The sequence below is a fragment of the Lysinibacillus sp. NPDC097214 genome (genome assembly GCF_050277945.1).
Lineage (GTDB): Bacteria > Bacillota > Bacilli > Bacillales_A > Planococcaceae > Lysinibacillus > Lysinibacillus xylanilyticus_B.
The window spans coordinates 522,894-546,200 of the sequence record NZ_JBNNSS010000003.1 but is presented as its reverse complement, the minus strand read 5'-3'; the positions used below and the strand labels follow the sequence as shown (position 1 = coordinate 546,200).

Genomic DNA, 23,307 nt, shown 5'->3' with positions numbered 1-23,307 from the left:
AAAGCTCACGATGTCATTTCTACACCGTGAGCTTATCTATTGTGCTTTTATAAAAAACTGTATATTTTACTGGATTAGTAAAGCCTAACTTAACGCCTAAATGATACGATCCATTGTTATGAATATCACAATCCCAACAAGGCTGTAAATCATTTAGAAGGCAATAATCAACAAATTTTTCTGCAATGAAGCTCGCTAATCCTTTTCCTCTATAATTCGAATCAGTTATTATATCAATCTCTGCAAATTCATGTGATATAAAAATAGAGACGGCTTCACTAATAGTCTTGCCTCCATGCTGCAAGCAGAAACCAAAACCATTTTCAAGGAAATTACTAGTAGAACCCCAGTATTCCTCATAATATTGATCGTCAAATTCTAAACAATGATCAATTTGTTGTTGCTTGATTTTAATGCATTCGTAGTCTAGCGACTCGCGTTTCTCTCTATTGTTATAAGTACTTCTATCAAAGCTAAAAGTGTATCTTTCTAATTTATTCACATAATCGTTTAATCGTTGCTCAATTTTAACGCTCCATTCATCTGAATAAGAGAATAATGTGAAACGTTTACTTTCCTCAATAGATTCTTGTAGTAAAGCCGCGAGTTTACTTATAACTTGCTCGCTGGATGAATCACCATATACATAGTATATTCCTGATTTGGTTTGAAATAGTAGTGAGTGAAAGCTTTCATCGTCGGCATAGACAGCACCTTCTATTACTTGACCTAGAATACTGTAGACAAATGTTGGTGCCCTTTCTATTGTTTCTTTGATAATCGAATAATTCTCGGTCGTTACCTTGAACATTATCATTCCCCTATTCTTTTGTATCTCTTCATAAAGCATAACATTTTAGCAATTACTAGTTTTATTGTATAATAAATACACGAAATTTGAAGGGACTGAATTATGCGCAGATAGCAATATTTTTCATCCAATCTTAAATCAATTATGCCTCGGCATAATTGCGTCCGGAGGCTTTGGGCCAACATGATGTTGGTCACTCAGTCGTTGCCACAGGACGTGGCGATCTTAGACTGAGTTCCTCTATTTCAGCGGGTGTTTGGACACCCTCTGAAAAGTAGCTTTAATCCGCATACATCTCACACCTATAGAGGTGGGAGACTTCTGCTGAAAGAAGTTAAACAATTGGAGGTAAAAGTATTGATAGAACAAATTCACACAAAAAGATTATATTTACGAAAAATGAAGATGGCGGATACACATAGTTTATTTAAAATTTGGTCAGACCCAGAAGTTACAAAATTTATGAATATCACCAATTTTACTCACGAAGAACAGACGAAGGAAATGATTGAGCTTTTTGATCAATTGGCTGAGGAGCATAAAGCTATTCGCTTAACCATTATTGAGAAGGAATCAAATGAGATTATCGGCTCTTGTGGATTCAATTCATTTGACGTAGAAAGAGCTACTGCAGAAATAGGCTATGACCTTGCTAAAGCTTATTGGGGAAAGGGCTATGCACCAGAAAGCATTTCGGCCCTGATTGAATTTGCTTTCACCACTTTAAACATAAATAGAATTGAAGCAAAAGTAGAGCCTGGTAATAGTAATTCTATAAAAGTAGTAGAGAAATTGAATTTTACTTTTGAAGGAACATTTCAAGAATATGATGAATCAAAAGAATCTTTTTATGACGTAAATGTTTATTCTTTCTGTAAATAGATAAATGTAAAAAATAAAAGCCAAGAATGTTATCTATGAACATTCTTGGCTGCTTGCATTTCTGTTACTTAATCGGAATCCAAATTTCTGAATAAAGGTCAGGACTAAATGGATCTTCGTCCGAGTACACTTCCAGCTCAGCTGTGCCAGTAGGCTCATACGGATTAGATGGGAACCATTCAGAGTAAATTTGTTTCCACGTTTTTTGCATAGCATCCGGCATAGGACCATGTACTTCAAACACAACCCATTTTGATGCTGGTACTTCCATAGCCATCAGATTTTCTGGGACATTCCCGATATGATCCGTTGCAATCCAATAATCCATAAAACCATTTTTTTGTTCACTAGCATTTGGTACACAGACACCAAGTACCCCTTTAATATCTCCATTATTTAATGAAAATAATTGTTGATCCATCCCTTCACCGTTAATTTCATCCCAAAATTTAGGGATTTCTATCGTATTCTCACCATTTTGATGATTATACGTTCTTTTTACCCCTACCACTTGAAACTTTTCTTTTTCTACGATTTTATACTTCATTGGTTCTGCTCCCTTCAGGCTTACCTGGATAACCAGGCGATTGTATGATTGTAGTTGTCCTTGCTTCTTTCTTGCTTCACTAGGCGTTATGTGATGCTGCTTACGAAATGCCTTTGTGAAAGCTTCAGGAGAGTCGTAGCCATATTTGTAGGCGAGATCGATTACTTTTTGCTCTGTATTTATTAATTCCTGTGCAGCTAATGTTAACCTTCTCCGTCTTATATAATCTGCAATAGACATATCCGTTAAAATCGAGAATGTCCGTTGAAAATGAAAGACCGAAGAATTTACCTCTCGTGCGATTTGCTCCATTGTGATGTCATCTAATAAATGTTCCTCGATGTAATTAATTGCTTTTTGAATCGACTCAATCCAACTCATTGCTCTCACTCCTTGCTTATAGCTTAAAACATCAGAATTAGTTATTCCTGTCTTTTTATGCTAACTTTGGACTGGTAAAAATGAAAGCTTTATTTTTATTGGCTCATCTCCCAAAGTCAGGGATGACATTTGTTAATACGTATGCCATGCAAATAGGTTTATTGGAGTGTAGACTGGGCGACTCCTCGGGGATCAGCGATAGAGGAACGAAGGCTAAAACCATCACATCCTGTGATAACGCCTTCGTGACCAACATCGTGTTGGCCCGAGACCCTGCAGCGAAGCGGGAGGGGAACGAAGGCTAAAAGCATCACGTCCTGTGATAACGCCTTCGTGACCAACATCCTGTTGCCCCGACGCCCCCAGGAAGCTTTGCTCTGTGCGAAAGCGTAGTGCTAACGTAGCGACAGCAACAAATGTTTTCTGTAGCGAAAGCAAAGCGGCAGCTACAAAGCGCCCAGTCGGAACGGAAATCAACCCCACGTTATGATGAGCCATTTAATTTACAAAATCGGTATCATTTGATAAAAATAGAAGTAAAAGGTGGAATCGGATTGGAGGTTTTGATATTGGTTAAATGGCAAGGGGCTGCAGGAATATGCTTCAATGAGGACAATCAAATATTGATGGTTTTACAGGGGACTAAAGAAGAAGTAAAAACATGGGCAGTACCATCGGGAGGAAAAGAAACTGCTGAAAGTTTTGAGAGGTGTTGTATTCGTGAACTGTATGAAGAAACAGGATATGTAGTAGACATCATCCGAGAAGTGTTACATAAAAATAATGATGCAGTGGAAGTTCGATATTTTGAGACGATCATTACTGGTGGACAAATGATGATACATGATCCCGATGAATTAATTTATGAAATTGCATGGAAATCAAAAGATGAATTACTCGATTTAACATTATCCTTCCCTGAAGATAGGCAATTTCTTTTATCATTATTTCAATAATTGAATCGTCATGCATTATGATCAATAGTAGCAGGGAGATACCTATGGACAACAAAGATTAGAAAAGTATACTTAGTGTTTGGCATTACCTCTCAAGGGTATTTCCCTTTCACCCACGGGTAACCACTTACTTATATCGATTATTTAATTTTTACTTTTTCAACGACCGCTTCGTATATCGATCCATCATCGATTTTAATATATTGATTTTTCGCTTCCTTACAATAGCCTTCTTTTTCTAGAAAATCCTTTAGCTCAGATTTCTTAGCAAATATTTTTTCAATGACATTCTGCTTCACTTCAAATTCATCTGTTCTTTTAGCAATGGTTACCCAATATATTTTTGACAAGGTGTGTCCCCCTTTTAATCAATTATTTATAAATAATTAAAGCTGAATGTATAACTGTATGCTCCCCTATATATAACGTATTATATTTAATATCCACTATTAAATAATCGCTCAAATCCAGTAATGCGTTATTAATATCATGTTCAAATTGCACAATATCATTGTTTTGGATCGTTACAACTTGAGTAGCTTGCGTCATACATTTTCCCCCGTTTCTTCTAATCATAGGTCAAAAGGAAGTAATTGTCACAACAAAATGTTTTCGTTGTAAAACACCTTAGTCCCCTTTAAATTAAAGTAGTTCATCTCTTTCTCTAGTTAATAAGAAATCAAATAACCCTAGAGATAATAATTCACAAGGCTATATTCCCTCCCTTTTCCCATTGATAAGAAAAGCAAATAACCATTTATATGGTAAAATAGAATGTAAGAGTTTGGGATATTCCCTATTTAGAATACAAACATTAAATTAAAGAGTTACAACAATATACTAAATTAATATGTCTAGCATTCATGATTAATCTTCATTAGAAAGTAGGTTTTTTTTTGAAAATTACTGTTATCCTCGAAAATACGAAGTTCGATAAAAAATTAACAGCAAAGCATGGTTTATCATTGTATATAGAGACCGAACAACTGAACATTATTTTTGACTTAGGTCCCGATCACTCTTATATAAAAAATGCACAAGCATTAGGTATCGATTTAAACAAAGCGAATGCAGTAATTATTTCACACGGGCATTCTGATCATATTGGAGGATTAAGTTATTTGGATGAAGTAAATAAACATGCTCCCATTTATTTGTCTTCGAATGCATTAGAATCACATTGGTTAAAAATTGGACCTTATTATCATAATGTAGGTGCAAAGGATACAATAAAAAATTTCGATCATCGTTTGAAGTTTATTTACGATGATATAGAACTTACAAAGGGAATTCATATTATTCATTTAGAGCCCACAAATGAATATACGAACAATCTTTATAAAGGGGATAAGAAGGAATTAGATGATTTTAATCACGAAATCGTGTTAGTGATTGAAAACGAAAACGAGTTAGTATTATTTAGCGGTTGTAGTCATCATGGAATTGTAAACATAACTAAAACGATAACTAAAAAATTTCCAAATAAGAATATCAACGCTATTATTGGGGGATTCCATTTAATTGATCTCCCCATAGTTAACACTTTAGGAAAGTCAAGAGAAGAAGTAATCTCAATTGGTAATACATTAAACGAAATGGAGATTGACTGTATTTATTCTTGCCATTGTACTGGAACAAAAGGATTTAATATTCTCAAAACCGTTTTAAAAGAAAAATTACAATCCTTTAAAACAGGACAAGTTATTGAGCTTTAGGATCAAAAAAAGAAGTGTCGGAGCCCCAAAGCTCCAACACTCCTCGTCTAATACATTCTTAAATATTCTTCCCGCTCCCAGTTATGGACACGTGTGCGGTATTTATTCCATTCTATTTCTTTAGCAGCAGTGAATTTTTCAAAGATATGGTCTCCAAGTGCTTCACGTATGATATGATCCATTTCGAGTTCAAGGAGTGCGTATTCCAATGACGACGGGAGACTATCGATACCATCCAATTCACGTTCAGCTCGTGACATTTTATAAATATTTCGATTTACGGCATCCGGTGGTGTGAGATTTTTGCGAATTCCATCGAGCCCAGCTGCTAAAATAACAGCCATTGCTAAATAAGGATTTGCTGCCGGATCGACAGAACGAAGCTCGATACGTGTTGATAATCCTCGCGCAGCTGGAATTCGAATAAGTGGTGAACGGTTTTGTGCAGACCATGCTACATAGCAAGGAGCCTCATAGCCCGGCACTAATCGTTTATAGGAATTAACAAGTGGGTTTGTGACAGCTGTAAAACCATGTACATGTTCTAGTATTCCTGCCATAAAGCTACGCGCCGTTTCGCTTAATTGCAATTCTGCATTTTCATCATAAAATGCATTTTTATCCCCTTCAAATAACGATAAGTTGAAGTGCATTCCAGAACCGTTAACACCAAATAGCGGCTTTGGCATAAACGTTGCGTGCAGTCCATGCTGTGCAGCTATCGTTTTTACAACAAGCTTAAACGTTTGAATATTATCACATGCTTCGATAGCATTGGCATATTTAAAGTCGATTTCATGTTGACCAGGTGCAACCTCATGATGAGATGCCTCAATTTCAAAGCCCATTTCTTCTAGCTCTAATACAATATCACGTCGACAGTTCTCCCCTAAGTCAGTTGGGGCTAAGTCGAAGTATCCACCACTATCATTTAACTCGAGCGTTGGATGCCCTTTTTCATCTAGCTTAAATAAGAAAAACTCTGGCTCTGGCCCTAAATTAAATGAGCTAAAACCTAACTCCTCCATCTCCTCTAAAACCCTCTTCAGATTGGAACGGGGGTCGCCTTCAAACGGTGTACTATCTGGTCTAACAATATCACAAATAAAACGGGCCACTTTGCCTTTCTCCGCAGTCCATGGGAAAATGACGAATGTATCACGGTCAGGACACAAGTACATATCTGATTCTTCAATGCGTACAAATCCTTCAATCGATGAGCCATCAAACATAATTTTATTGTCCAACGCTTTGTCTAATTGACTAACTGGTACTTCAACGTTTTTTATTGTTCCTAATATATCAGTAAATTGTAGGCGAATGAATTTCACATTTTCTTCCTTAACACGACATTTAATATCTTCTTTTGTATAATGTTTCATTTCCCACCACTCCAATGTAATTTTAGTTTACACAATTCTTTTACAACTGCTTTTAAAATACATCACAAGGATGAAAAACACAATATCTATGTAAGGTTTTCTTACATACATTTTATCGAATATACTCATCTTTTTATCAGATAAATAGAGTTATCCTATCTTTCTGCATAAAGTCTTTAGACTCACCCTGATATTGCTTTGTAAAAAAGGTTGATTATTTATAATAAAGGTTGATAAAGATCACCTTTTCAGTATTTTTCGAAGTTTAGCTTGTAAAAAATTTTACTTAAGCTAACAGGACAGTATAGTCGAATAAGAAGAAGTATTATTTCGGACATTTGTTATTTTTTTACGCCAAACTTACGAATGGCGAATTGTTGCTGAATCTGCATTTTTTTGAAAGGGGAAGTAGAAGTGTTTAAAAAAGCTATAATTTCAGGAATTGTATTTAGTTCAATTTTGTTAGTTGGGTGTAATGGAGAGCCCGAAGTGAAAGTAATAGATGCTCCGAATGATGCAAATTTATTTCCAGAGTCAGAATCAAATTTATTATCAGAATTACATAATGAAATAATAGAATCTATTACAGAACAAACGGAATTTGATAGTGAGTCAATAGCAATAATGATAGGTGGTAATCCTGTTAAAGGAATTATTGATGTATCAGTAGGTTTCCCGAAGAATGTGAAAGTTGATGATACGTTGATTAAACAAATAGTTGAAGATTCTATAAAGAAAATTTCCGAAACAGAAAACGTAACAATTAGTGAAGAAAATATAACAATAAAAATTGAGAAATACTAACGGAGAAGTTCTTAAAGGATACAAACAACCTTTAAGATTGTGAAAAAATGTACTTAAAGTAACGGGTGCTTTCCTCGAAGATCAAAGAGCTGTTTTAGACAGCTCTTTTTTCTTATTATACTAACGGGGCAGTTTAGTGGAAAAAGTTACATATATGAAATAAGGCAATATATTGTTAAGATTTTATAGATCAAACATTCTATGTGAGAATTTCCATAACAAAGAGATTCTGTTTAAATATTTTATTTAGGAAGGATAAAAATGAAGTGTTATATTAAAAACTATACAAAATGCGAATTCATTATTTAAGTTAGCCTACACACACTTGACTTCGTGCATTATTATTTTTTTTGAAAAAGAGGTGAATTAAATGTCAATGGTCGTAACGTTTGCAGAAATATGTATACCAATTTTTTATCTTTATCAAATTATCTTTTTTCTCTTTTTCAGAAAAAAAGAACCTAAAGAATCTTCTTTAAAGCATTATAAATTTACTTGTGTAACCAATTTCTTGATTTTTTGTGCGACTTGTCCATTAGGGTTTTTTATCGGCGTTATGGCAACAGATAGCCCAGATTCGAATTTTGGATTTATTTTAGGGTTTTTATTCATTACTGGTTTACCATTACTATTCTTCACTTGGTCACTAATAGATGTTCTGATTTTACAAAAAGAAGCAACAAATAGATACATAAACTGATGAATTCTAAAAGCAAGTCGAAAAGATTTTGATTATTGGCGTTCAAACAAATTGTTAAAATCGTAAAACCTCTTATTTAACTATAGAGGGGCTTTACTTAAGATCATTGAGTTGCATATGCAGCTCTTTTTTCTTTATTGAACTAACGAAGCAGGTTAGTTGAAGAAGGAAGGATATTATAATTATTAAAAAGAGGCTTAATGGGAGGCGAAATTACACTTGAATAAGACACAAGTAAAGATTTATTTCAGTTTGTTTGGAGATGACTTTCCAATAGATGATGTAACAGAAAAGTTAGAAGTTACACCAACCGACACCTATAAAAAAGGCGATTTAATTCCAAACCGTTCGACTATTATTAGAAAAGAGACAAGTTGGGATTTAGGAACAGGCTACCAATTTTCACTTGATGTAAATGACCAACTAAAACAAATTATAGGTATGCTACAAAATAAGTCATCAATAATTAACGAAATAAAAGAGGCTTATTCCTTGGAGTGTAAATTCTTTATTGTAATTAAAATAGAAAAGGGAAATACCCCTGCTTTATATCTGGATAAAGACATCATAAAATTTGCTTCAAGTATTGAAGCTGAATTTGATGTAGATTTGTATGCTAATCCTTATGATGATTTTGGCGGATAAGAGTATTAACTTTATTGAACTAACGGGGCAGATTAGTTGAATAAGAACTTTGGTTTTCCTTCTTCTGTAAAGTATGTCTTTAATTAAAACCATTTTTATCCAATGAATTGATTATATGCTTTTTGTTAGTATTGTTTATGTAATTATTCATAGGAGTGATAAATATATGGAGCCACTTGTTTACAGAGGTTTTTCAGTTATTCCAGAAACGGAAGCTGATGGTTTTATTTATGGTGATATTACTGACCATTTTTATTTTGACACTGAGGAAGCCGATGGTTGCATATCAGGGGACGGGTTTGTTCAAGCTCCTGATGGGAGTAGAGCAGGAATTGTATGGGAGTTAAATAATGAGCCCTCTGTATCAGTTATTTTTGAACCAGAAGAAGATAGATGGGGAGTTTACAATGTAGGCTTTGTTAAACCAATAAAAACAATGGATGATTTAATATTCAATTTTGGAACAGTAATACCATTGTTAAAAGAGGCGTACTATGATGCTCAATTTAGAAAATAAATAGTAAGTTCTAAAATAAAGGGAACCCTGTATAGGTGTTTCCTTTTAATATAATCAAAAATCAACATTAAAATTTACACAGCCAATATTAAAATCTATGAGGTGAGTTATGGAAAAAATACTGTTGGGCAATTTAACGATTTTCTAGTTCAACTAACGGGGTGCTTTAGTTGAAGAAGGCTCATTTAATTGATCAAACTTTTTTATAAAAATCCCATACTTAGTTAGAAAGATTAACTACATGTTGAGCAATCTTTTTTCAAAATGGAGCTTTTGCATTCGCTGATAAATAAAGGTTGATGGGAATTTTTTAATCAATCTTTATTCTATAGCTACACCTGACAGCATCAAACGTTTACCTGTTGCCCCATAAAAAAAGTAGGTTGCATTCCTTAAATGGAACGCAACCTACTACCTTTAGTATTGCAATAGCATATTTACAAACACAACGATAATTACCGTGGGTACTACTATTAACATCAAAAGACGATACGTTGAATAGAACCCCTGCCCCATGTTACTTCCTATTAACAATTCCTTCTTCACAAATTCTTTATCAACTACATACGCAATAAAGATAGCAATCAATAAATTACCCAAGGGAAGCATTAAGTTAGACACTAAAAAGTCAGTTGCATCAAAAATTGTTTTTCCAAAGATTGATACGTCCGCTAATGTACTTGATGAAAGAGCTGCAGGAATAGCCGCAATAAAGACTACTACGCCTAGTAGCATTGTCAATGCAGAACGAGACATACGCCCTTTCTCAATAAATGCCGCTACGATAATTTCATATAAACTGAAGGAAGAAGTTAGCGTTGCGAATAAAAATAATAATAAAAACATCGCCAAGAATATTTCACCAAATGGCATTTGACTAAACGCTGTTGGCAGAACCATAAATAATAAGCCTGGTCCAGATGCTGGTTCCAAATCAAAAGCAAATACAACAGGGAAAATAGCTAATCCTGCTAAAAACGATACAAGCACAGTGAGAAGAACAACAGAGCCCGCAGAATTCGGTAAGCTTACATCCTTCTTTAAATATGAGCTGTACGTCACAAGACAAGAAAACCCTACCGCTAAGCCAAAGAAGGACTGCCCTAACGCTTCTAATATAGCCTTACCAGTTATATTGGAAAAGTCAGGAAACAAGAAGAATTTAACCCCCTCCATTGCTCCATCTAATGTTAAAGCCCGCACAACAAGCACAATAAACATAATAAATAATAGAGGCATCATCCACTTATTGGCCTTCTCAATACCATTTTGCACGCCAAGTGAAATGACTAGAACATTTACTAGCGTAAACAATCCTAAACCTAGTAATGTAATCCAAGGTGTCCCTACAATTTTACCAAATAGTTCACTAGGGTCATTGGCAGGATCAATAACAGCCCCAGTCACACCAAGGCCACTATATATAAAAATCCAACCTCCCACAACACTGTAAAAAGTTAATAATAAAAAACAGCCGAGCACACCCATACGACCAACCCAAGCCCAGCCTGTTTTCGTCGGTGCAATTTTTTTATATGCAGTCACAGCCTCGGACTGAGTACCACGACCTAAAATATATTCTGATAATAACATCGGTAAACCAATCAACAATGTAAATAGAACAAAAATTAGGAAGAACGCTCCCCCACCACTTTGTCCAGTAACATATGGCAGCTTCCATATTGCCCCTAGCCCGATTGCAGCTCCTGCCGATGCTAAAACAAAGCCTAGTTTACTAGACCACTGACTCTTTTTTTCGCTCATCTCTTCAAACTCCTCTAACATTCTAAACTCTTCCTTATTCTACATGAAAATAATAAACTAGACTAGATTAATTCTAGCTGTTACTTTTGCACAATAATATCCAATTTTCCCATCATTCAATGCATCTTATATAAAAAACCTCGAGCTTTTAACAGCTCGAGGTTTCATCTAAATTATTTTGTTATATACATCGAACGCTGATGATGAATCCATTTACGCATTGTTGTGAATAGTAATGCCATGATGATCGTTATTAAAATACCCTTCACAATGTTAAACGGCAAGATACCAGCTATGATCATTTTATATAGTGAGTCACCTACAACAGGTTCCATACCTAAAAAGTAAGTGTACATAGGTAAAAATACTGCATAGTTTAGAATGCTCATTCCTACTGCCATGATGATTGTTCCAGCAGCTAAACCTCCGACAAGACCTTTAACTGTTTTGACGCGATTAAAAACAAAGCTAACTGGTAAAATAAATAAAATACCTGTTACAAAGTTCGCGATATGTCCTACCGGTACTCCCGTTGGCGTACCTGAGAAAATCCAGTCCAACACATTTTTAAAGAATTCTACTAAAATACCGGCTACAGGTCCCATTGTGATCGCTGCAAGTAATGCTGGCATATCACTGAAGTCCACTTCCAAAAACGCCGGAAATGGCGGAATAGGGAAATTAAAAAGCATTAACAAAAACGAAATACTGCTCAGCATGCCAATCGTAATAAACGATTGAAGTTTAACATTTTTCTTCATAGAAAACTCTCTCCTCTTTGCTGATTCAATCCCGCAAGAAGAAAGGTTACGACCTCAACAATTATTATTATGAAAAAACCCTTATGCAAAAAGAGCATAAGGGAGAATAGGCATGATTAAAGAACGCCACTAATCAACTATTTTTCGAGCTTCCACTGTGGAAATCCACAACGAAAAAACGCTCGTACATAGCTAAATTCATAACAATAAATGACGATCGTACCTCCATCTTCTCCCATCCAGACTTTAACTGTCGGCCTTGGAATCGCACCAAGTCAGCCATGCAAAAAGTTATTTGCACAGGTCGCGGGCTGAAGAGTTTTTAGTAAATCATTCGAGCTAATGAAAGACATTAGCGATTTACAACTCTATTACCGCCGGTCGGGATTTTCACCCTGCCCCGAAGATGAATCAATATTTTTTTGTTTCATAGCCTTACTATAATGAATTATGAAGGAAAAGTAAATAGCTTTGCTTAAAAAAATCCGATTAAACTTGTATGTTTTACAGACACTCGCTAATAGCCTCATAAAGTAAAACTTTAATCGGCAAGGGTTTTCTTTCATCCTCTTTGATCAGCAATCTACACCAATTGAGCTTTTACCGGCCATTTATCTCCCACCTAACGTTGTCTTACTGCCCGTTAAAGTAAGATAAACTAACAAGAGCATTCACGCACATGCAGTGGCGAGAATGCTCCAAAAAATTAACTTATAAAATGACGTTCATTTATTTGTTGTTATGCTATTTATGGCATATATCGTTTATTGGCTCCTACAGGCTTTGGCAAGAAATTTTTCAAATCAAATCCTTCCCAACTCTCCTGCACAATATTGTCTAGCCGTACTTGTTGATCAAAGCTCGCAGCAGTAAGCATCATTGCTTCAATTAATTGGGTTGCACGAGTCACGTCCATTGTCGTTAAATCGAGCGGTTCGTCAAATGTAACAATAACACCTTCCGCTACCTCTTTCACAGTGTATGTTATATTTTCCGGTATGACTGGAACATATGCATCATCATTTTTAACTCGCATATCGGTAAGAGCTTCTGTTACAGTGGAAAAGGTTTTACGAGAATCAGGTGATAAATATTCAGCGCCATTTTCATCTTTATATAAATAATAATTAAAATGATTTGAGCTTGTTAATGCCATTTGCTTACTTGTCTCTTCTTCTTTGGAAAGCGCGTTTGCTGTACCGTCAGGTTTTTCAAATTCAATACTTTTATACTCTGAGTCTGAGAATGTATCTTGTAAAGTCCCTACATATTCTCCAGCATCTTTAGAAGCGACATCATATTCATTTTTCTCCGGCAATACATGAACCAGTTGATCGCCCTTCTCCTTCAATTCTCCTTTATATGGATGATAATCAGTAAAACCATTTGCTTCCTCATCAATTTGCGGCGCATACTTTTCATACATTTGTAATGTTGTAGGATCTTTTTTTCCAAAATCAGTAGCTACTCGTTCATTTGGAATAATATACGTCATCGGTACGCTTTCCTTATCACGATTTGCTAAACCAATATGGAATGCTACTGCATCAGTTAAATCATCTTCATAAACAGATGATCGTAGAGACAGGATCCGTGAATGTTCTGCTACTATGTTAGACTCCATAATATGGTCATGGATAGAGTTATTTGCCGCACGATTATCCTGCATTGTTGAATATTGAGAAGTTTCAGGAGCATTAGCCTGATCCATTTTTACATCATTATTATTCATAAACATTGAGCCTGTAAGTACTGTTAAAGCGAAGACAGCTGCAACACTCATAAAGATTGGCCATTTACGGCCTTCCTTCTTTATTGTCGCACCCTCAGCACCTTTTTGTTGCGTATGAATACCGTGTTGTTCTTGCGATGTTATTTCATCATCATTTGGTTGTTGTAAAGCTTGAAGATGGACATGATCCTGCAAACGAGCATCTGCCAATAATCGATTTAATATTTCTTCTTTCGAACGGCGGTCAGAAAGCTTAGGGGCATTATTCAATATATGTTCCAGTTGGTCATCATCGAATTGATTATGCGTCATTGCCATTTCGCCTCCTGTTCTCTAACCTGTTGTAGCTGTTGCCTTAAAAATTTAATGGCACGATGCTGAGTAGTTTTCACCTTCGCTTCTGTCCAATCTAGTATTTGTGCTGTTTCTGCAATCGATAAATCTTGAAAGTAACGCATAATAATGACCATTTTTTGGTCACCTGTACACTGTTCAAGCACTGATTGAACCTGCATAAATTCATCATTTGCCTGCAGCACGTCTTCGGGTAATGGTGTGGTTGAATGTAGCTGTTCCGTTTCCCAATCAAAATAATCAAGTGAATGTTTTTGGCGTACAGCCTGCTTTCTAAAATGATCAATAGCGACATTTTTAGCAATAGCAAAAAGCCATGTCTTTTCGCTGCTATTACCTGCGAATTTATCATATGAGCGCAATACGCGAACATAAACCTCATGCGCTAAATCCTCAGCAAGTATACGGTTTTTTACTAAATAAATAAGAAACTGGAACACGTCTTGATGATATGCATCGTATAATCGATGGAACACGGAGTCATTCAAAGCACTCCACCCCCGTTCTATTTATATTTGTCGTCTAAATGATCACAGAAGTTACATCCAATTAACACCACTTTATCCGCCGGAGGCTTTGGGCCAACGTGATGTTGGCACTTTTATTCGAATGGTAAATAAAACGTGAAGGTAGTTCCCTCTTTCAGCACACTATCCACCATAATATTGCCCGAATGTGCCTTGACAATATTTCTAGCAATAGCTAAACCTAGGCCAGTTCCGCCTTTAGAACGCGTACGTGCTTTATCTGCTTTATAGAAACGTTCAAAGACATATGGCAGGTCCTCTTGTGGAATACCATGTCCTGTATCCTGGACAGATATTTTGGCAAAGGTCGGCTCTTGCTCAACCTTCACTGTTACTGATCCTTCAGTAGTATGACGAAGAGCATTATCAACTAAATTCGTTAGTACTTGTTCAATCCGATCCTCATCTATACTAATCATAGCTTCATCATTAAACTCACTGTCAAATATCAAACGAACATGCTTCTCTTTTGCAACCTGTGCAAATTTTTGCGTAATACGTTCAAATGTTGAATTTATCGGAAGTTCATCCTTGTAAAGCGTCATATGCCCCGATTCCATACGGGCAAGGTCTAATAAATCTGTTACTAGGCGTCCCATACGCTTCGATTCATCATAAATAATTTTAGTAATCTCATTACGTTCTTCTTGATCTTGAATAAAATCATCATCCATTAATGCCTCTGAATAACCTTGGAGCATCGAAATCGGTGTCCGTAGCTCATGAGACACATTGGCAATAAAGTCTGAACGCAGTTTTTCTAAGCGATGCTGCTCAGTCATATCACGAATAACTGCAACCGCTCCACGGATTGATTCCTCACTATAAAGTGGGCTAATCGTAAACGTATAGTAATTTCCATCCATTTCAATTTCTTCTTCAAGCTTATCTTCAAACATCAGTACATGATCAAGCATATGATAAAGCTCTGGCGGAATTGGCTTCGCACTTTGTGAGCCTTTATTGACGAACCATTTTTGCATTAAACGGTCCGCTGGCGGATTACTTAATAATATTGTACGATCACGATTAAACGTAATAACTGCATCTGTCATCGATGTTAAAATATTGGAAAGCTGTTCATTTTCTTGATTGATCACTTCTAGATTGTGTTTCAATTGACGACCCATTTGATTAAAGGCAACTGCAAGCTGGCCGATTTCATCATTTTGTGTAGTCGGCATCTTCGCTTCAAAATTCCCTCTAGAAATTTCAAACGCCAACTCACGCATTTTACGTAATGGTGACGTAATACGTGACGAAAGGAAAAACGCAAAAAATGTCGTCAACACAAAGGCAATGAAAGCAGATAAAAAGACAATTTTCGTCGTCTCTCTCGATGTTTTATGCAATGCATCTGGACTTTGATAAATAAAGACCGCTCCGTGCACTGTATTTTCCACATTTAGCGGGAAACCTAGCACAACATACGATTCCATTTTTTCTGCATCTGTAGAAGACGGCATCATCATTTCCTTAATAATCGGTTTATCTGATTGAAAAACTTCTTGGAACGATTTATTGGCTAAAATCATATCCTGAATTTCTATTTTATTGACACCTTCCTGCATTGCAAAAGAGACTCTATCATGGTTTATAGCAATAAGTGCATTCGTACTTTCAGGTAAAATATCTTTTAATAATTCAGAAGTCGACTCCGCTGTTTCATTATCATCTACTATACTTGCAACCGTTGCAGCAGTTTGACGCAAGGAGCTTTCTGCTTGTTGCATATGGTAATTTTGAAGAAACTCAAGCATTAAAACCGTGAAAACAAATAATACAAATGAAACGAGAAGCAATATGGTTACCCATAGCTTCCCGACAACACTATTCCATATTCTATTCATTAACAACCTCAAATTTGTAGCCAACGCCCCATACAGTAACAATCATCTTTGCAGCGTTTTCAGAGACACGGTTAAGCTTTTCGCGTAAACGTTTTACATGTGTGTCAACTGTACGTAAGTCGCCAAAGAAATCATAATGCCAAACTTCTTTTAGTAATTGTTCACGGTCAAATACTTTGTCTGGTGATTTTGCTAAAAAATAAAGTAGTTCATATTCTTTAGGTGTTAAATTTACTTCAATTCCCTCTGCTGTTACGCGGTGTGCATCATGATCAATCATTAAGTGTTGAAACACAACTAAATCTTTTGAAGAAGAAGCACTTGTCGAAGGTGAGAATGCTTGTGAACGACGTAATATAGCCTTCACACGTAACACAACTTCACGAGGACTAAACGGTTTTACAATATAATCATCTGCTCCAAGCTCAAAGCCTTGTACACGGTTTGCTTCCTCGCCTTTTGCAGTTAATAAAATAATTGGTGTTGCTGCTCGTTCACGGATTTCCGCACAAACTTCAAGCCCGTCTTTTTCAGGCATCATAATATCAAGTAAAATACAGTGATACTCTTTTTCTAAAGATTTTTCGATCGCTTGTTCACCATTTTCTGCTTCGTCAACAAGGTATCCTTCTCGCTCTAAATACATTTTTAATAAGCGACGAATACGGTCCTCGTCATCTACTACTAATACTGAAATATTTTCTGACACTTTCACGATCCCTCTCTTCTAATCTTTCTCTACCTTCTATTGTACATGGTATAGCACTTATTGAAAAGAAAAGAAAGCCTTCTTGCCACAGCAAGAAGGCTCTTCTTTCTAATACTAGCGACGTAAGAAATCTCATATGTGCTCAAAATCAATTATGCCTCGGCATAATTGCGTCCGGTATCGGCTTTGTGCTTAGGCCTGCATGATGCAGGTCAGTTAGCCGTTATCGCACGGATGCGATGATTTTAGGCTAACATCCCCTAAGAATTCCTTTCCGATTCTGTGACATCCGCCGGAGGCTTTGGGCCAACACGACGTTGGTCACTCAGTCGTTGCCACAGGTCGTGGCGTTCTTAGACTGAGTTCCACTATTTCAGCGGGTGTTTGGATACCCACTGAAAAGTAACTTAAATTCGCATTCATCTCACCACCTATAGAGGTGGGAGACTTCTGTAGCTGACGTTGCGCTTTCGCTACAAAAGACATTTGCTGAAAGAAGTTAATCAGTTTAAGATGAAGCGTATGAGTGTAAACCTGCAAGAATCAAGTTAACAGCAATTAAGTTAAATAATATTATTCCAAAACCAATTAATGCTAACCATGCAGATTTTTCACCTTCCCAGCCTTTTGATAAACGTAAGTGTAGGAACGCTGCATAGAATAGCCACGTAATAAGTGCCCACACTTCCTTCGGATCCCATCCCCAGAAACGACTCCACGAAAGTTGTGCCCAAATCATTGCAAAGATTAAAGCACCTAACGTAAATACTGGGAAGCCAATTATTACTGAACGATAACCAATTTCATCAACTAATTGTAGATTTACTCGTTTGACAAAAGGTTGGAAAATCGCACTAATTCGACGTCGTGCAATTAATCGAATTAATAAGTATAAAACAGATCCTACTAATAATGACCACACAACTGATGTTAATTTCTTTGCATTAATGAGTGCTGGCATTTCTACCAATGGAGACATACCATGTTCTTCCACTACCTTATATTCATTCATACCAAATAGTGGTGGCATGTTGTAGGTAATATCACGTTCATTTCCTTCTTTATCTAAATAAGAATATGTTGAATCGTAGTCCATCATATTAAATACTGATGTAGCAACTACGAAACCAACGACTACCACAAGGAAGAACATTACCGCTTCTAACCAGAAACGTTGTTTAGAAGGCTTCGTTAAATCAACTACTTTTAATAAATAAATTAGTCCTGCTACCGCACTAATTGCTAAAATTGATTGACCTAAAGCCGCTGTAATAACATGAATTGTTAGCCAATAACTTTGTAAAGACGGCATTAAAGGAGTAACCTCGGTCGGGAACATCGCCGCATAGGCAATTATTAATAGCGCCACAGGTAATGCCACTAAGCCTAGAGCCGTCACACGATAAATAAAATAAATTAAAACGAATGCCCCAACAATGAACATTCCGAACGCAGTCGTAAATTCAAACATATTACTAACAGGTGCATGCCCTGCATAAATCCAACGAGTGACAAAATAACCAAGCTGCGAAAGTAGACCTATAATTGTTACAACAATTGCTACCTTGCCCCATTTCTCGGTATTTTTTCCTGTTGCATTCGATTGCTTTATTGAACCACCAAACAATAGAGTTGCAACTAGGTAGGAAATGAATGCTACAAATAATAGGTTTCCACTTATGTCAATCAAACTCATAAGGTGTTGTCACCTTCCTTTTCCTTTGCGGATTTCTTGACATCTTCTGACTTTTCTAACTGATCTTCATATGGCGGTAGACCAGCAAATGTAGTGACTGTATCTAAATCCTTTTTCATACTGAACATATTTTTATTCACATGGGCAGCCATCAACACTCGACCATCCGGCTCCACCTGTAACCATAAACGGCGGTGGTTCCAATACGAGCCAATTACGACACCAATCATAAAAATAATACCGCCGACAAATAAAATTGGTATTGTACTATCCTTACGAATTGTAAAGTTTGATGAATTACGCATCTCTGCTCCTGCGAATTTCATTCTATATTTGTTTTCACCAAGCGGTTCAAGTGGTGGCTTCCTGATTTCTACAAAGCTTACTTCACCTTTTGGAGTTTCTGGTGTTGTCATTCTAAATAAAAATGCTGGATTATTTGGTATTGATGTTTTTGTCTGTGGTTCACCATCTTTAAAACCATCAAAATCCGGTGTATAAATAAGAATTTGTACCGAAGAACCATTACCTAAATCATATTCTTTTTTAGGATTCGTTAAATCAATTTCAATTTGACCTAGTGAATCTTCTTCTGTTGCTTTATTCACTAAATTAAAATTCATCTGTCTTAATTCGTTTAGACGATAATTCATTTGATACAGTGCAAAACTGTTTTCTTTTAACGGATGATTGACACGAATAGAGTAATCTCTCAATTTTTCAAGATTGTCTATATCTCCTGGGAGAGCTCCGTCAGGTTGTTTGTATAATGTGATGTCTGTTTGATAGTTCTTTGCCATCGCATTTACACCTTGGTTCATTTGCTCGTCCTGCGGCTTATTACCATGGGTTTCCAAAATAAATTTATTATTTTTAATAAAATAGCCGTCCATACCTGGTATAGCTCGTGTCTCACCTTCGCGTATCCAAATCGTCTCATCCACATAAAAACCAGGTACTAAGCGCAACATAACACCTGCTAAAAAGATAATGAGACCGACATGATTTATGTATGGGCCATATCGAGCAAAACGGCCGCGCTCTGCTAGCAGTGCACTTCCATCACGACGAACATGATATTTTAATTCAGTCATTTTTTGCTCAACTTTATCTAGCGTTTCATCAGGGTTTGACGCTTGCCCTTCTGCAACGATACGTTGACGCTTCATGAAACTTTCATGACGTTTAACGCGTTGATTTTTTAGAGACTTATGCAACGGTAAACCACGGTCTAAACTCGCAACAATTATAGATATCGCAAGCATGCCCACCAAAATTTGGAACCACCAAGTGTTGTACAAATTTGAAAGTCCTAAATTATTATAAAGTTTGCCCAAAACACCATATACTTTCTCATAATACTCTGCTTTGCTAGGCTCTGGGGCATTAACATATATCGCTTGCGGTAGTATTGTTCCGATTGATGCTGCGACCAACGTAATAATAATGAGGGCAATCCCCACTTTTACATTCGAGAAAAAATTCCAAATTTTGTCTACAATTGTTGTGTTATACGTTTTGGAACGAATTGCCGTTCCATCGTAGCGCATATCAACAACTTTTGTCTGTTTACCTTCCTCAGTTAAAGGACGACCACATTTCTCACAAAGCTTCGTGCCATATGGGTTACTATGACCACAAGCACAAATGATGTTTTCCATAGTCATTTACTCCTTATTTAGGCTTCACTAATTCCATGTACGCAGCAATTTTTTCCTCCGTCATTTCACCAGTAATAATTTTGGCTACTTTGCCATCTGGATCAATAAGTAGAGTTGCAGGTAAATTACCTACATTGTAGGTAGTCTGAACGCTTTTCGTTTTGTCAATTACCACAGGGAACGTTAACTCATATCTATCAACAAAACTCTGTACTTCAAAATCTGTTTGCGCAATATTGACCGCCAATGTTTGTACACCCTGATCTTTAAAAACTTTATACTGACGATCCATTGCAGGCATTTCCTTTTCACAAGGCTTACACCAAGTTCCCCAGAAGTTCAAAAATACGCCCTGTCCCTTATAATCAGACAGCTTATGTTTCTCACCGTTTAAATCTACTAACGTGAAGTCTGGTGCTTTAGAGCCCACTGCTAATAACTCTACTTTATCCTTTGTTGCTGTTCCGTATACCGTGTAACCAATTGCTAAGACTAAAACTGCCAAAATAATGGTACGAATGACGAGACGTTTTTTCTTTTTCTCCAAGTTAATAAACCTCCTATCAATTACGGCTTAGAGCAAGACGCTAAGCTTTTCATACAAACATTCATATGTATAGATTTTACCGTCTAATTTACACCATTTATGTTTGTCAAATTTAATATTTGTCAATCACTTGTGCGTCAAACAACACCTGATTAATTTGTGGAACCGATTTCATCTGGATGAAAACTAATTAGGTGAACTATTCTCACCTATTATAGCAAAAGGAAACACAAACGCTTAGCTAATAATTATGAATGATTTATGAACGATTTCACTAATAAGAAAGTGAATACGTTACTATTACACATAGAAGTATTTCACTTTCTCTTAGTAATTACTCATTTATCCGATCTTTCCTGTCTCCGCTAACACTCGCAATTGCTTCACTTCATGCTTTGATAGTTCACGATATTCCCCTGGAGTTAGTCCGAATAAATCTAAAAACGCAAAGCGTTCACGTTTTAGTTTAACAACAGGAGTACCGATCGCCTCGAACATGCGACGTACTTGACGATTTCGCCCTTCGTGGATCGTAATTTCACAGATTGCTTTACCTGCATTCTCATCAAATGAAGTCATACTAACCATTGCTGGGGCTGTTTTACCATCTTCTAGCTTAATTCCTCGTTGAAGCTTTTTTAAACCTTCAATCGTCGGAACACCTTTAACACGAGCAATATATGTTTTGTCGATTTTAAACTTCGGATGTGTCAGCATATAAGAAAATTCACCATCATTTGTCAATAACAATAAGCCAGATGTATCATAATCGAGACGGCCAACTGGGAAAATTCGTTGTGGGATATGCTTAAATAAGTCTGTGACAGTTTTACGTCCTTTGTCGTCTGTTACAGCTGATATCGTTCCACGTGGTTTATATAGCAAGTAATAAACCTTATCCTCTTTCTCAAGCTTCACGCCTTCTACTTCTATCGTATCTGAGTTGGAAACCTTTGTACCTAACTCACGTACTACGACTCCGTTCACCTTTACTTTACCTTCTACAATTAATTGTTCTGCCTTGCGCCTAGACGCCACACCAGCATACGCAATAACCTTCTGTAATCTTTCCATTCTTTCACCTCTAATTTTCATTCACCTTGGTTTTAGACACCAAAATACAAACCTCATTCGACATTATGAATAAGGTTATTTTTCCCGCTAATCTGTGAAAATTATGTCATACTTTTATACATTATTAAAGAAAAACTAATTATGTGTAAGTAATCAGATTATTTGAAATAATTTTCATCAACTAGTTTCTGGATAATTTGCACTTTAATTTTAAGGGTCCTCACCATAACGTGGGTTGATTTCCGTTCCGACTGGGCGCTTACTGGGATACTTCCAGATTTCGAATTGTGCCCAGTCCTACATGACGTCCGACACGATGTCGGTCATTTTTGTAATACCACAGGACACGGTGTTCTTAGACTGAGTTCCTCTATTTCTGTAGATGTCTGAACACCCATTAAAAGGAAAACATATCCACTTACAGCTCACTACCTTCATAGGTGGAAGTATTCTACTGAATGAAATAAATGGCAATACGTTTTAACAAATGTCATTCCTAACTTTTGGCGTATTCTAATTTTTATCAAACGTTCTCATTCAATTTGCTATCGGTTTTGAAATTCTTTATAAAACATAAAAGCCACCCAATTTGGGCAGCTTTTCATCATTACTTTGTTTCACTATATTTATTTTCAATTTCAAGCCCATAGTTACTTAATTCTTGATTAATATATTGCTTCGCGCTTCCTAGCTTTCCTGATAAAGATTGTTCGATTGTTGAACCATCTTGTAATGTAAAAATCAATTGATCTGGTACACTCACACCATTCTTTTCTACAATAGTCTGTTCAACTTTCACGATTTCTTCCCAGCTTGTATACTCTTCTCGCAAACTAAAAAAATGATTCATATGAAGTCCTTTTGTATCAATATATTGATAGTTATTAATGCATAAAAATATCAATGCGAAAGCAATTACAAACGATGTTCCCACGAGGCCCCATTGAATATTCTTCCTTTTTTTTGTTTTAGGATTCACTAAAAAATTGACTAATAACGTAACTGCTAACATGATGAATACTAGCATCAATATTATATAGGCTGTAAAAAAAGGATCAAAAAAGTAGGAATCGTTAGGTCGATAGAGCAACTCTTGAACAGGATATAAGAAAATAATGGGTGCGATAAAGCTTGACAAGAATAAAATTATTATTATCCCTATTTGATATTGCTTACTCTTTGATTCAGTGGTCATAAATACTACCCCCTCTAAAAAATATTAGAAAATTCAATCAAATATCACTCTAATTAATTTTACCAAATTATACATCACTTGTTAACTAATTCTAAAT

Annotated in this window: 23 protein-coding genes and 1 riboswitch; of the genes, 7 read left to right on the top strand and 16 right to left on the bottom strand. The window is 36.2% G+C overall.

From position 1 onward, the window contains the following. Nucleotides 1–19 precede the first annotated feature (19 nt). Nucleotides 20–811: a GNAT family N-acetyltransferase gene (locus tag ACQKMI_RS09865; RefSeq protein WP_427488375.1), complete on the bottom strand. Its 792-nt coding sequence runs from the start codon at nt 809–811 to the stop codon at nt 20–22. A gap of 357 nt (nt 812–1,168) precedes the next feature. Between ACQKMI_RS09865 and ACQKMI_RS09860 the strand changes: the two genes are divergently transcribed. Then, a complete protein-coding gene (locus ACQKMI_RS09860) occupies nt 1,169–1,693 on the top strand; it encodes a GNAT family N-acetyltransferase (RefSeq protein ID WP_427488373.1) in 525 nt (174 codons plus the stop codon). Nucleotides 1,694–1,757: 64 nt separating this feature from the next. On the opposite strand, the gene ACQKMI_RS09855 is transcribed toward ACQKMI_RS09860, so the two are convergent. Beyond that, a complete protein-coding gene (locus ACQKMI_RS09855) occupies nt 1,758–2,621 on the bottom strand; it encodes an AraC family transcriptional regulator (protein WP_427488371.1) in 864 nt (287 codons plus the stop codon). A gap of 626 nt (nt 2,622–3,247) precedes the next feature. Here ACQKMI_RS09855 and ACQKMI_RS09850 point away from each other — a divergent pair. Then, nucleotides 3,248–3,577, top strand: a complete 330-nt coding sequence (locus ACQKMI_RS09850) for an NUDIX hydrolase (RefSeq protein ID WP_427488439.1) — start codon at nt 3,248–3,250, stop codon at nt 3,575–3,577. A 140-nt stretch (nt 3,578–3,717) separates the two neighbouring features. On the opposite strand, the gene ACQKMI_RS09845 is transcribed toward ACQKMI_RS09850, so the two are convergent. Together ACQKMI_RS09845 and ACQKMI_RS09840 are read right to left on the bottom strand one after the other, a co-directional pair. Continuing rightward, the gene (locus ACQKMI_RS09845) at nt 3,718–3,927 is read right to left on the bottom strand and encodes a hypothetical protein (RefSeq protein ID WP_427488369.1); all 210 of its coding nucleotides are present in this window, start codon (nt 3,925–3,927) and stop codon (nt 3,718–3,720) included. A gap of 22 nt (nt 3,928–3,949) precedes the next feature. Further along, entirely contained in the window at nt 3,950–4,126 is a 177-nt protein-coding gene (locus tag ACQKMI_RS09840) for a sporulation protein Cse60 (RefSeq protein WP_268635783.1), read from the bottom strand. 347 nt (nt 4,127–4,473) lie between these two features. On the opposite strand from ACQKMI_RS09840, the gene ACQKMI_RS09835 reads away from it, so the two are divergent. Further along, a complete protein-coding gene (locus tag ACQKMI_RS09835) occupies nt 4,474–5,292 on the top strand; it encodes an MBL fold metallo-hydrolase (protein ID WP_427488367.1) in 819 nt (272 codons plus the stop codon). A 47-nt stretch (nt 5,293–5,339) separates the two neighbouring features. Here ACQKMI_RS09835 and glnA read toward each other — a convergent pair whose 3' ends face one another. Continuing rightward, on the bottom strand, nt 5,340–6,674 hold the full coding sequence (gene glnA / locus ACQKMI_RS09830) for a type I glutamate--ammonia ligase (RefSeq protein ID WP_427488366.1): 1,335 nt from the start codon (nt 6,672–6,674) through the stop codon (nt 5,340–5,342). A 414-nt stretch (nt 6,675–7,088) separates the two neighbouring features. Here glnA and ACQKMI_RS09825 point away from each other — a divergent pair, with 414 nt between their 5' ends. The 4 genes from ACQKMI_RS09825 to ACQKMI_RS09810 all read left to right on the top strand — a co-directional run bounded on the left by ACQKMI_RS09825 (nt 7,089) and on the right by ACQKMI_RS09810 (nt 9,340). After that, nucleotides 7,089–7,478, top strand: coding sequence for a topoisomerase (locus ACQKMI_RS09825; protein WP_427488364.1), 390 nt, complete (start codon nt 7,089–7,091; stop codon nt 7,476–7,478). Between the two features lie 370 nt (nt 7,479–7,848). Then, entirely contained in the window at nt 7,849–8,178 is a 330-nt protein-coding gene (locus ACQKMI_RS09820) for a hypothetical protein (RefSeq protein ID WP_427488362.1), read from the top strand. A 219-nt stretch (nt 8,179–8,397) separates the two neighbouring features. Beyond that, nucleotides 8,398–8,823 carry a DUF4279 domain-containing protein gene (locus ACQKMI_RS09815; protein ID WP_427488360.1) on the top strand — a complete coding sequence of 142 codons (426 nt, stop codon included), beginning with the start codon at nt 8,398–8,400 and terminating at the stop codon, nt 8,821–8,823. A 166-nt stretch (nt 8,824–8,989) separates the two neighbouring features. Further along, the gene (locus ACQKMI_RS09810) at nt 8,990–9,340 is read left to right on the top strand and encodes a 3-deoxy-8-phosphooctulonate synthase (protein ID WP_427488358.1); all 351 of its coding nucleotides are present in this window, start codon (nt 8,990–8,992) and stop codon (nt 9,338–9,340) included. Between the two features lie 417 nt (nt 9,341–9,757). On the opposite strand, the gene ACQKMI_RS09805 is transcribed toward ACQKMI_RS09810, so the two are convergent. The 11 genes from ACQKMI_RS09805 to ACQKMI_RS09755 all read right to left on the bottom strand — a co-directional run bounded on the left by ACQKMI_RS09805 (nt 9,758) and on the right by ACQKMI_RS09755 (nt 23,210). Then, on the bottom strand, nt 9,758–11,104 hold the full coding sequence (locus ACQKMI_RS09805) for a sodium-dependent transporter (RefSeq protein WP_427488356.1): 1,347 nt from the start codon (nt 11,102–11,104) through the stop codon (nt 9,758–9,760). A gap of 173 nt (nt 11,105–11,277) precedes the next feature. After that, nucleotides 11,278–11,865, bottom strand: a complete 588-nt coding sequence (locus ACQKMI_RS09800; RefSeq protein WP_323651239.1) for an ECF transporter S component — start codon at nt 11,863–11,865, stop codon at nt 11,278–11,280. A 223-nt stretch (nt 11,866–12,088) separates the two neighbouring features. Beyond that, nucleotides 12,089–12,277, bottom strand: a riboswitch (FMN riboswitch). A 336-nt stretch (nt 12,278–12,613) separates the two neighbouring features. Then, a complete protein-coding gene (locus ACQKMI_RS09795) occupies nt 12,614–13,909 on the bottom strand; it encodes an RNA polymerase subunit sigma (RefSeq protein ID WP_427488354.1) in 1,296 nt (431 codons plus the stop codon). Beyond that, nucleotides 13,906–14,439 carry an RNA polymerase sigma factor SigX gene (gene sigX / locus ACQKMI_RS09790; RefSeq protein WP_427488352.1) on the bottom strand — a complete coding sequence of 178 codons (534 nt, stop codon included), beginning with the start codon at nt 14,437–14,439 and terminating at the stop codon, nt 13,906–13,908. Before sigX ends, ACQKMI_RS09795 begins: the two co-directional genes overlap by 4 nt. Nucleotides 14,440–14,552: 113 nt before the next feature. Then, a complete protein-coding gene (locus ACQKMI_RS09785; protein WP_427488350.1) occupies nt 14,553–16,328 on the bottom strand; it encodes an ATP-binding protein in 1,776 nt (591 codons plus the stop codon). Continuing rightward, complete coding sequence (locus ACQKMI_RS09780; RefSeq protein ID WP_427416739.1) at nt 16,321–17,037, bottom strand: response regulator transcription factor; 717 nt, start codon at nt 17,035–17,037, stop codon at nt 16,321–16,323. The genes ACQKMI_RS09785 and ACQKMI_RS09780 overlap by 8 nt, the downstream gene beginning before the upstream one ends. 508 nt (nt 17,038–17,545) lie before the next feature. Next, entirely contained in the window at nt 17,546–18,733 is a 1,188-nt protein-coding gene (gene ccsB, locus ACQKMI_RS09775; RefSeq protein WP_427488348.1) for a c-type cytochrome biogenesis protein CcsB, read from the bottom strand. Next, nucleotides 18,730–20,394 carry a cytochrome c biogenesis protein ResB gene (gene resB, locus ACQKMI_RS09770; RefSeq protein WP_427488346.1) on the bottom strand — a complete coding sequence of 555 codons (1,665 nt, stop codon included), beginning with the start codon at nt 20,392–20,394 and terminating at the stop codon, nt 18,730–18,732. Before resB ends, ccsB begins: the two co-directional genes overlap by 4 nt. Nucleotides 20,395–20,407: 13 nt before the next feature. After that, a complete protein-coding gene (gene resA / locus ACQKMI_RS09765; RefSeq protein ID WP_427488344.1) occupies nt 20,408–20,941 on the bottom strand; it encodes a thiol-disulfide oxidoreductase ResA in 534 nt (177 codons plus the stop codon). 342 nt (nt 20,942–21,283) lie between these two features. Then, nucleotides 21,284–22,015, bottom strand: a complete 732-nt coding sequence (locus ACQKMI_RS09760) for a pseudouridine synthase (RefSeq protein WP_427416743.1) — start codon at nt 22,013–22,015, stop codon at nt 21,284–21,286. Between the two features lie 607 nt (nt 22,016–22,622). Continuing rightward, nucleotides 22,623–23,210, bottom strand: a complete 588-nt coding sequence (locus ACQKMI_RS09755; protein ID WP_427488342.1) for a hypothetical protein — start codon at nt 23,208–23,210, stop codon at nt 22,623–22,625. Between the last annotated feature and the right edge of the window lie 97 nt (nt 23,211–23,307).

Excerpts from the sequence above, each read along its gene's own strand:
- ACQKMI_RS09865 (WP_427488375.1), bottom strand. The coding sequence starts at position 811 with ATGTTCAAGGTAACGACCGAGAATTATTCGATTATCAAAGAAACAATA.
- ACQKMI_RS09855 (WP_427488371.1), bottom strand. The coding sequence starts at position 2,621 with ATGAGTTGGATTGAGTCGATTCAAAAAGCAATTAATTACATCGAGGAA.
- ACQKMI_RS09850 (WP_427488439.1), top strand. The coding sequence starts at position 3,248 with ATGGTTTTACAGGGGACTAAAGAAGAAGTAAAAACATGGGCAGTACCA.
- ACQKMI_RS09840 (WP_268635783.1), bottom strand. The coding sequence starts at position 4,126 with ATGACGCAAGCTACTCAAGTTGTAACGATCCAAAACAATGATATTGTG.
- glnA (WP_427488366.1), bottom strand. The coding sequence starts at position 6,674 with ATGAAACATTATACAAAAGAAGATATTAAATGTCGTGTTAAGGAAGAA.
- ACQKMI_RS09820 (WP_427488362.1), top strand. The coding sequence starts at position 7,849 with ATGTCAATGGTCGTAACGTTTGCAGAAATATGTATACCAATTTTTTAT.
- ACQKMI_RS09810 (WP_427488358.1), top strand. The coding sequence starts at position 8,990 with ATGGAGCCACTTGTTTACAGAGGTTTTTCAGTTATTCCAGAAACGGAA.
- ACQKMI_RS09805 (WP_427488356.1), bottom strand. The coding sequence starts at position 11,104 with ATGAGCGAAAAAAAGAGTCAGTGGTCTAGTAAACTAGGCTTTGTTTTA.
- ACQKMI_RS09800 (WP_323651239.1), bottom strand. The coding sequence starts at position 11,865 with ATGAAGAAAAATGTTAAACTTCAATCGTTTATTACGATTGGCATGCTG.
- ACQKMI_RS09795 (WP_427488354.1), bottom strand. The coding sequence starts at position 13,909 with ATGACGCATAATCAATTCGATGATGACCAACTGGAACATATATTGAAT.
- ACQKMI_RS09785 (WP_427488350.1), bottom strand. The coding sequence starts at position 16,328 with ATGAATAGAATATGGAATAGTGTTGTCGGGAAGCTATGGGTAACCATA.
- ccsB (WP_427488348.1), bottom strand. The coding sequence starts at position 18,733 with ATGAGTTTGATTGACATAAGTGGAAACCTATTATTTGTAGCATTCATT.
- resB (WP_427488346.1), bottom strand. The coding sequence starts at position 20,394 with ATGGAAAACATCATTTGTGCTTGTGGTCATAGTAACCCATATGGCACG.
- ACQKMI_RS09760 (WP_427416743.1), bottom strand. The coding sequence starts at position 22,015 with ATGGAAAGATTACAGAAGGTTATTGCGTATGCTGGTGTGGCGTCTAGG.
- ACQKMI_RS09755 (WP_427488342.1), bottom strand. The coding sequence starts at position 23,210 with ATGACCACTGAATCAAAGAGTAAGCAATATCAAATAGGGATAATAATA.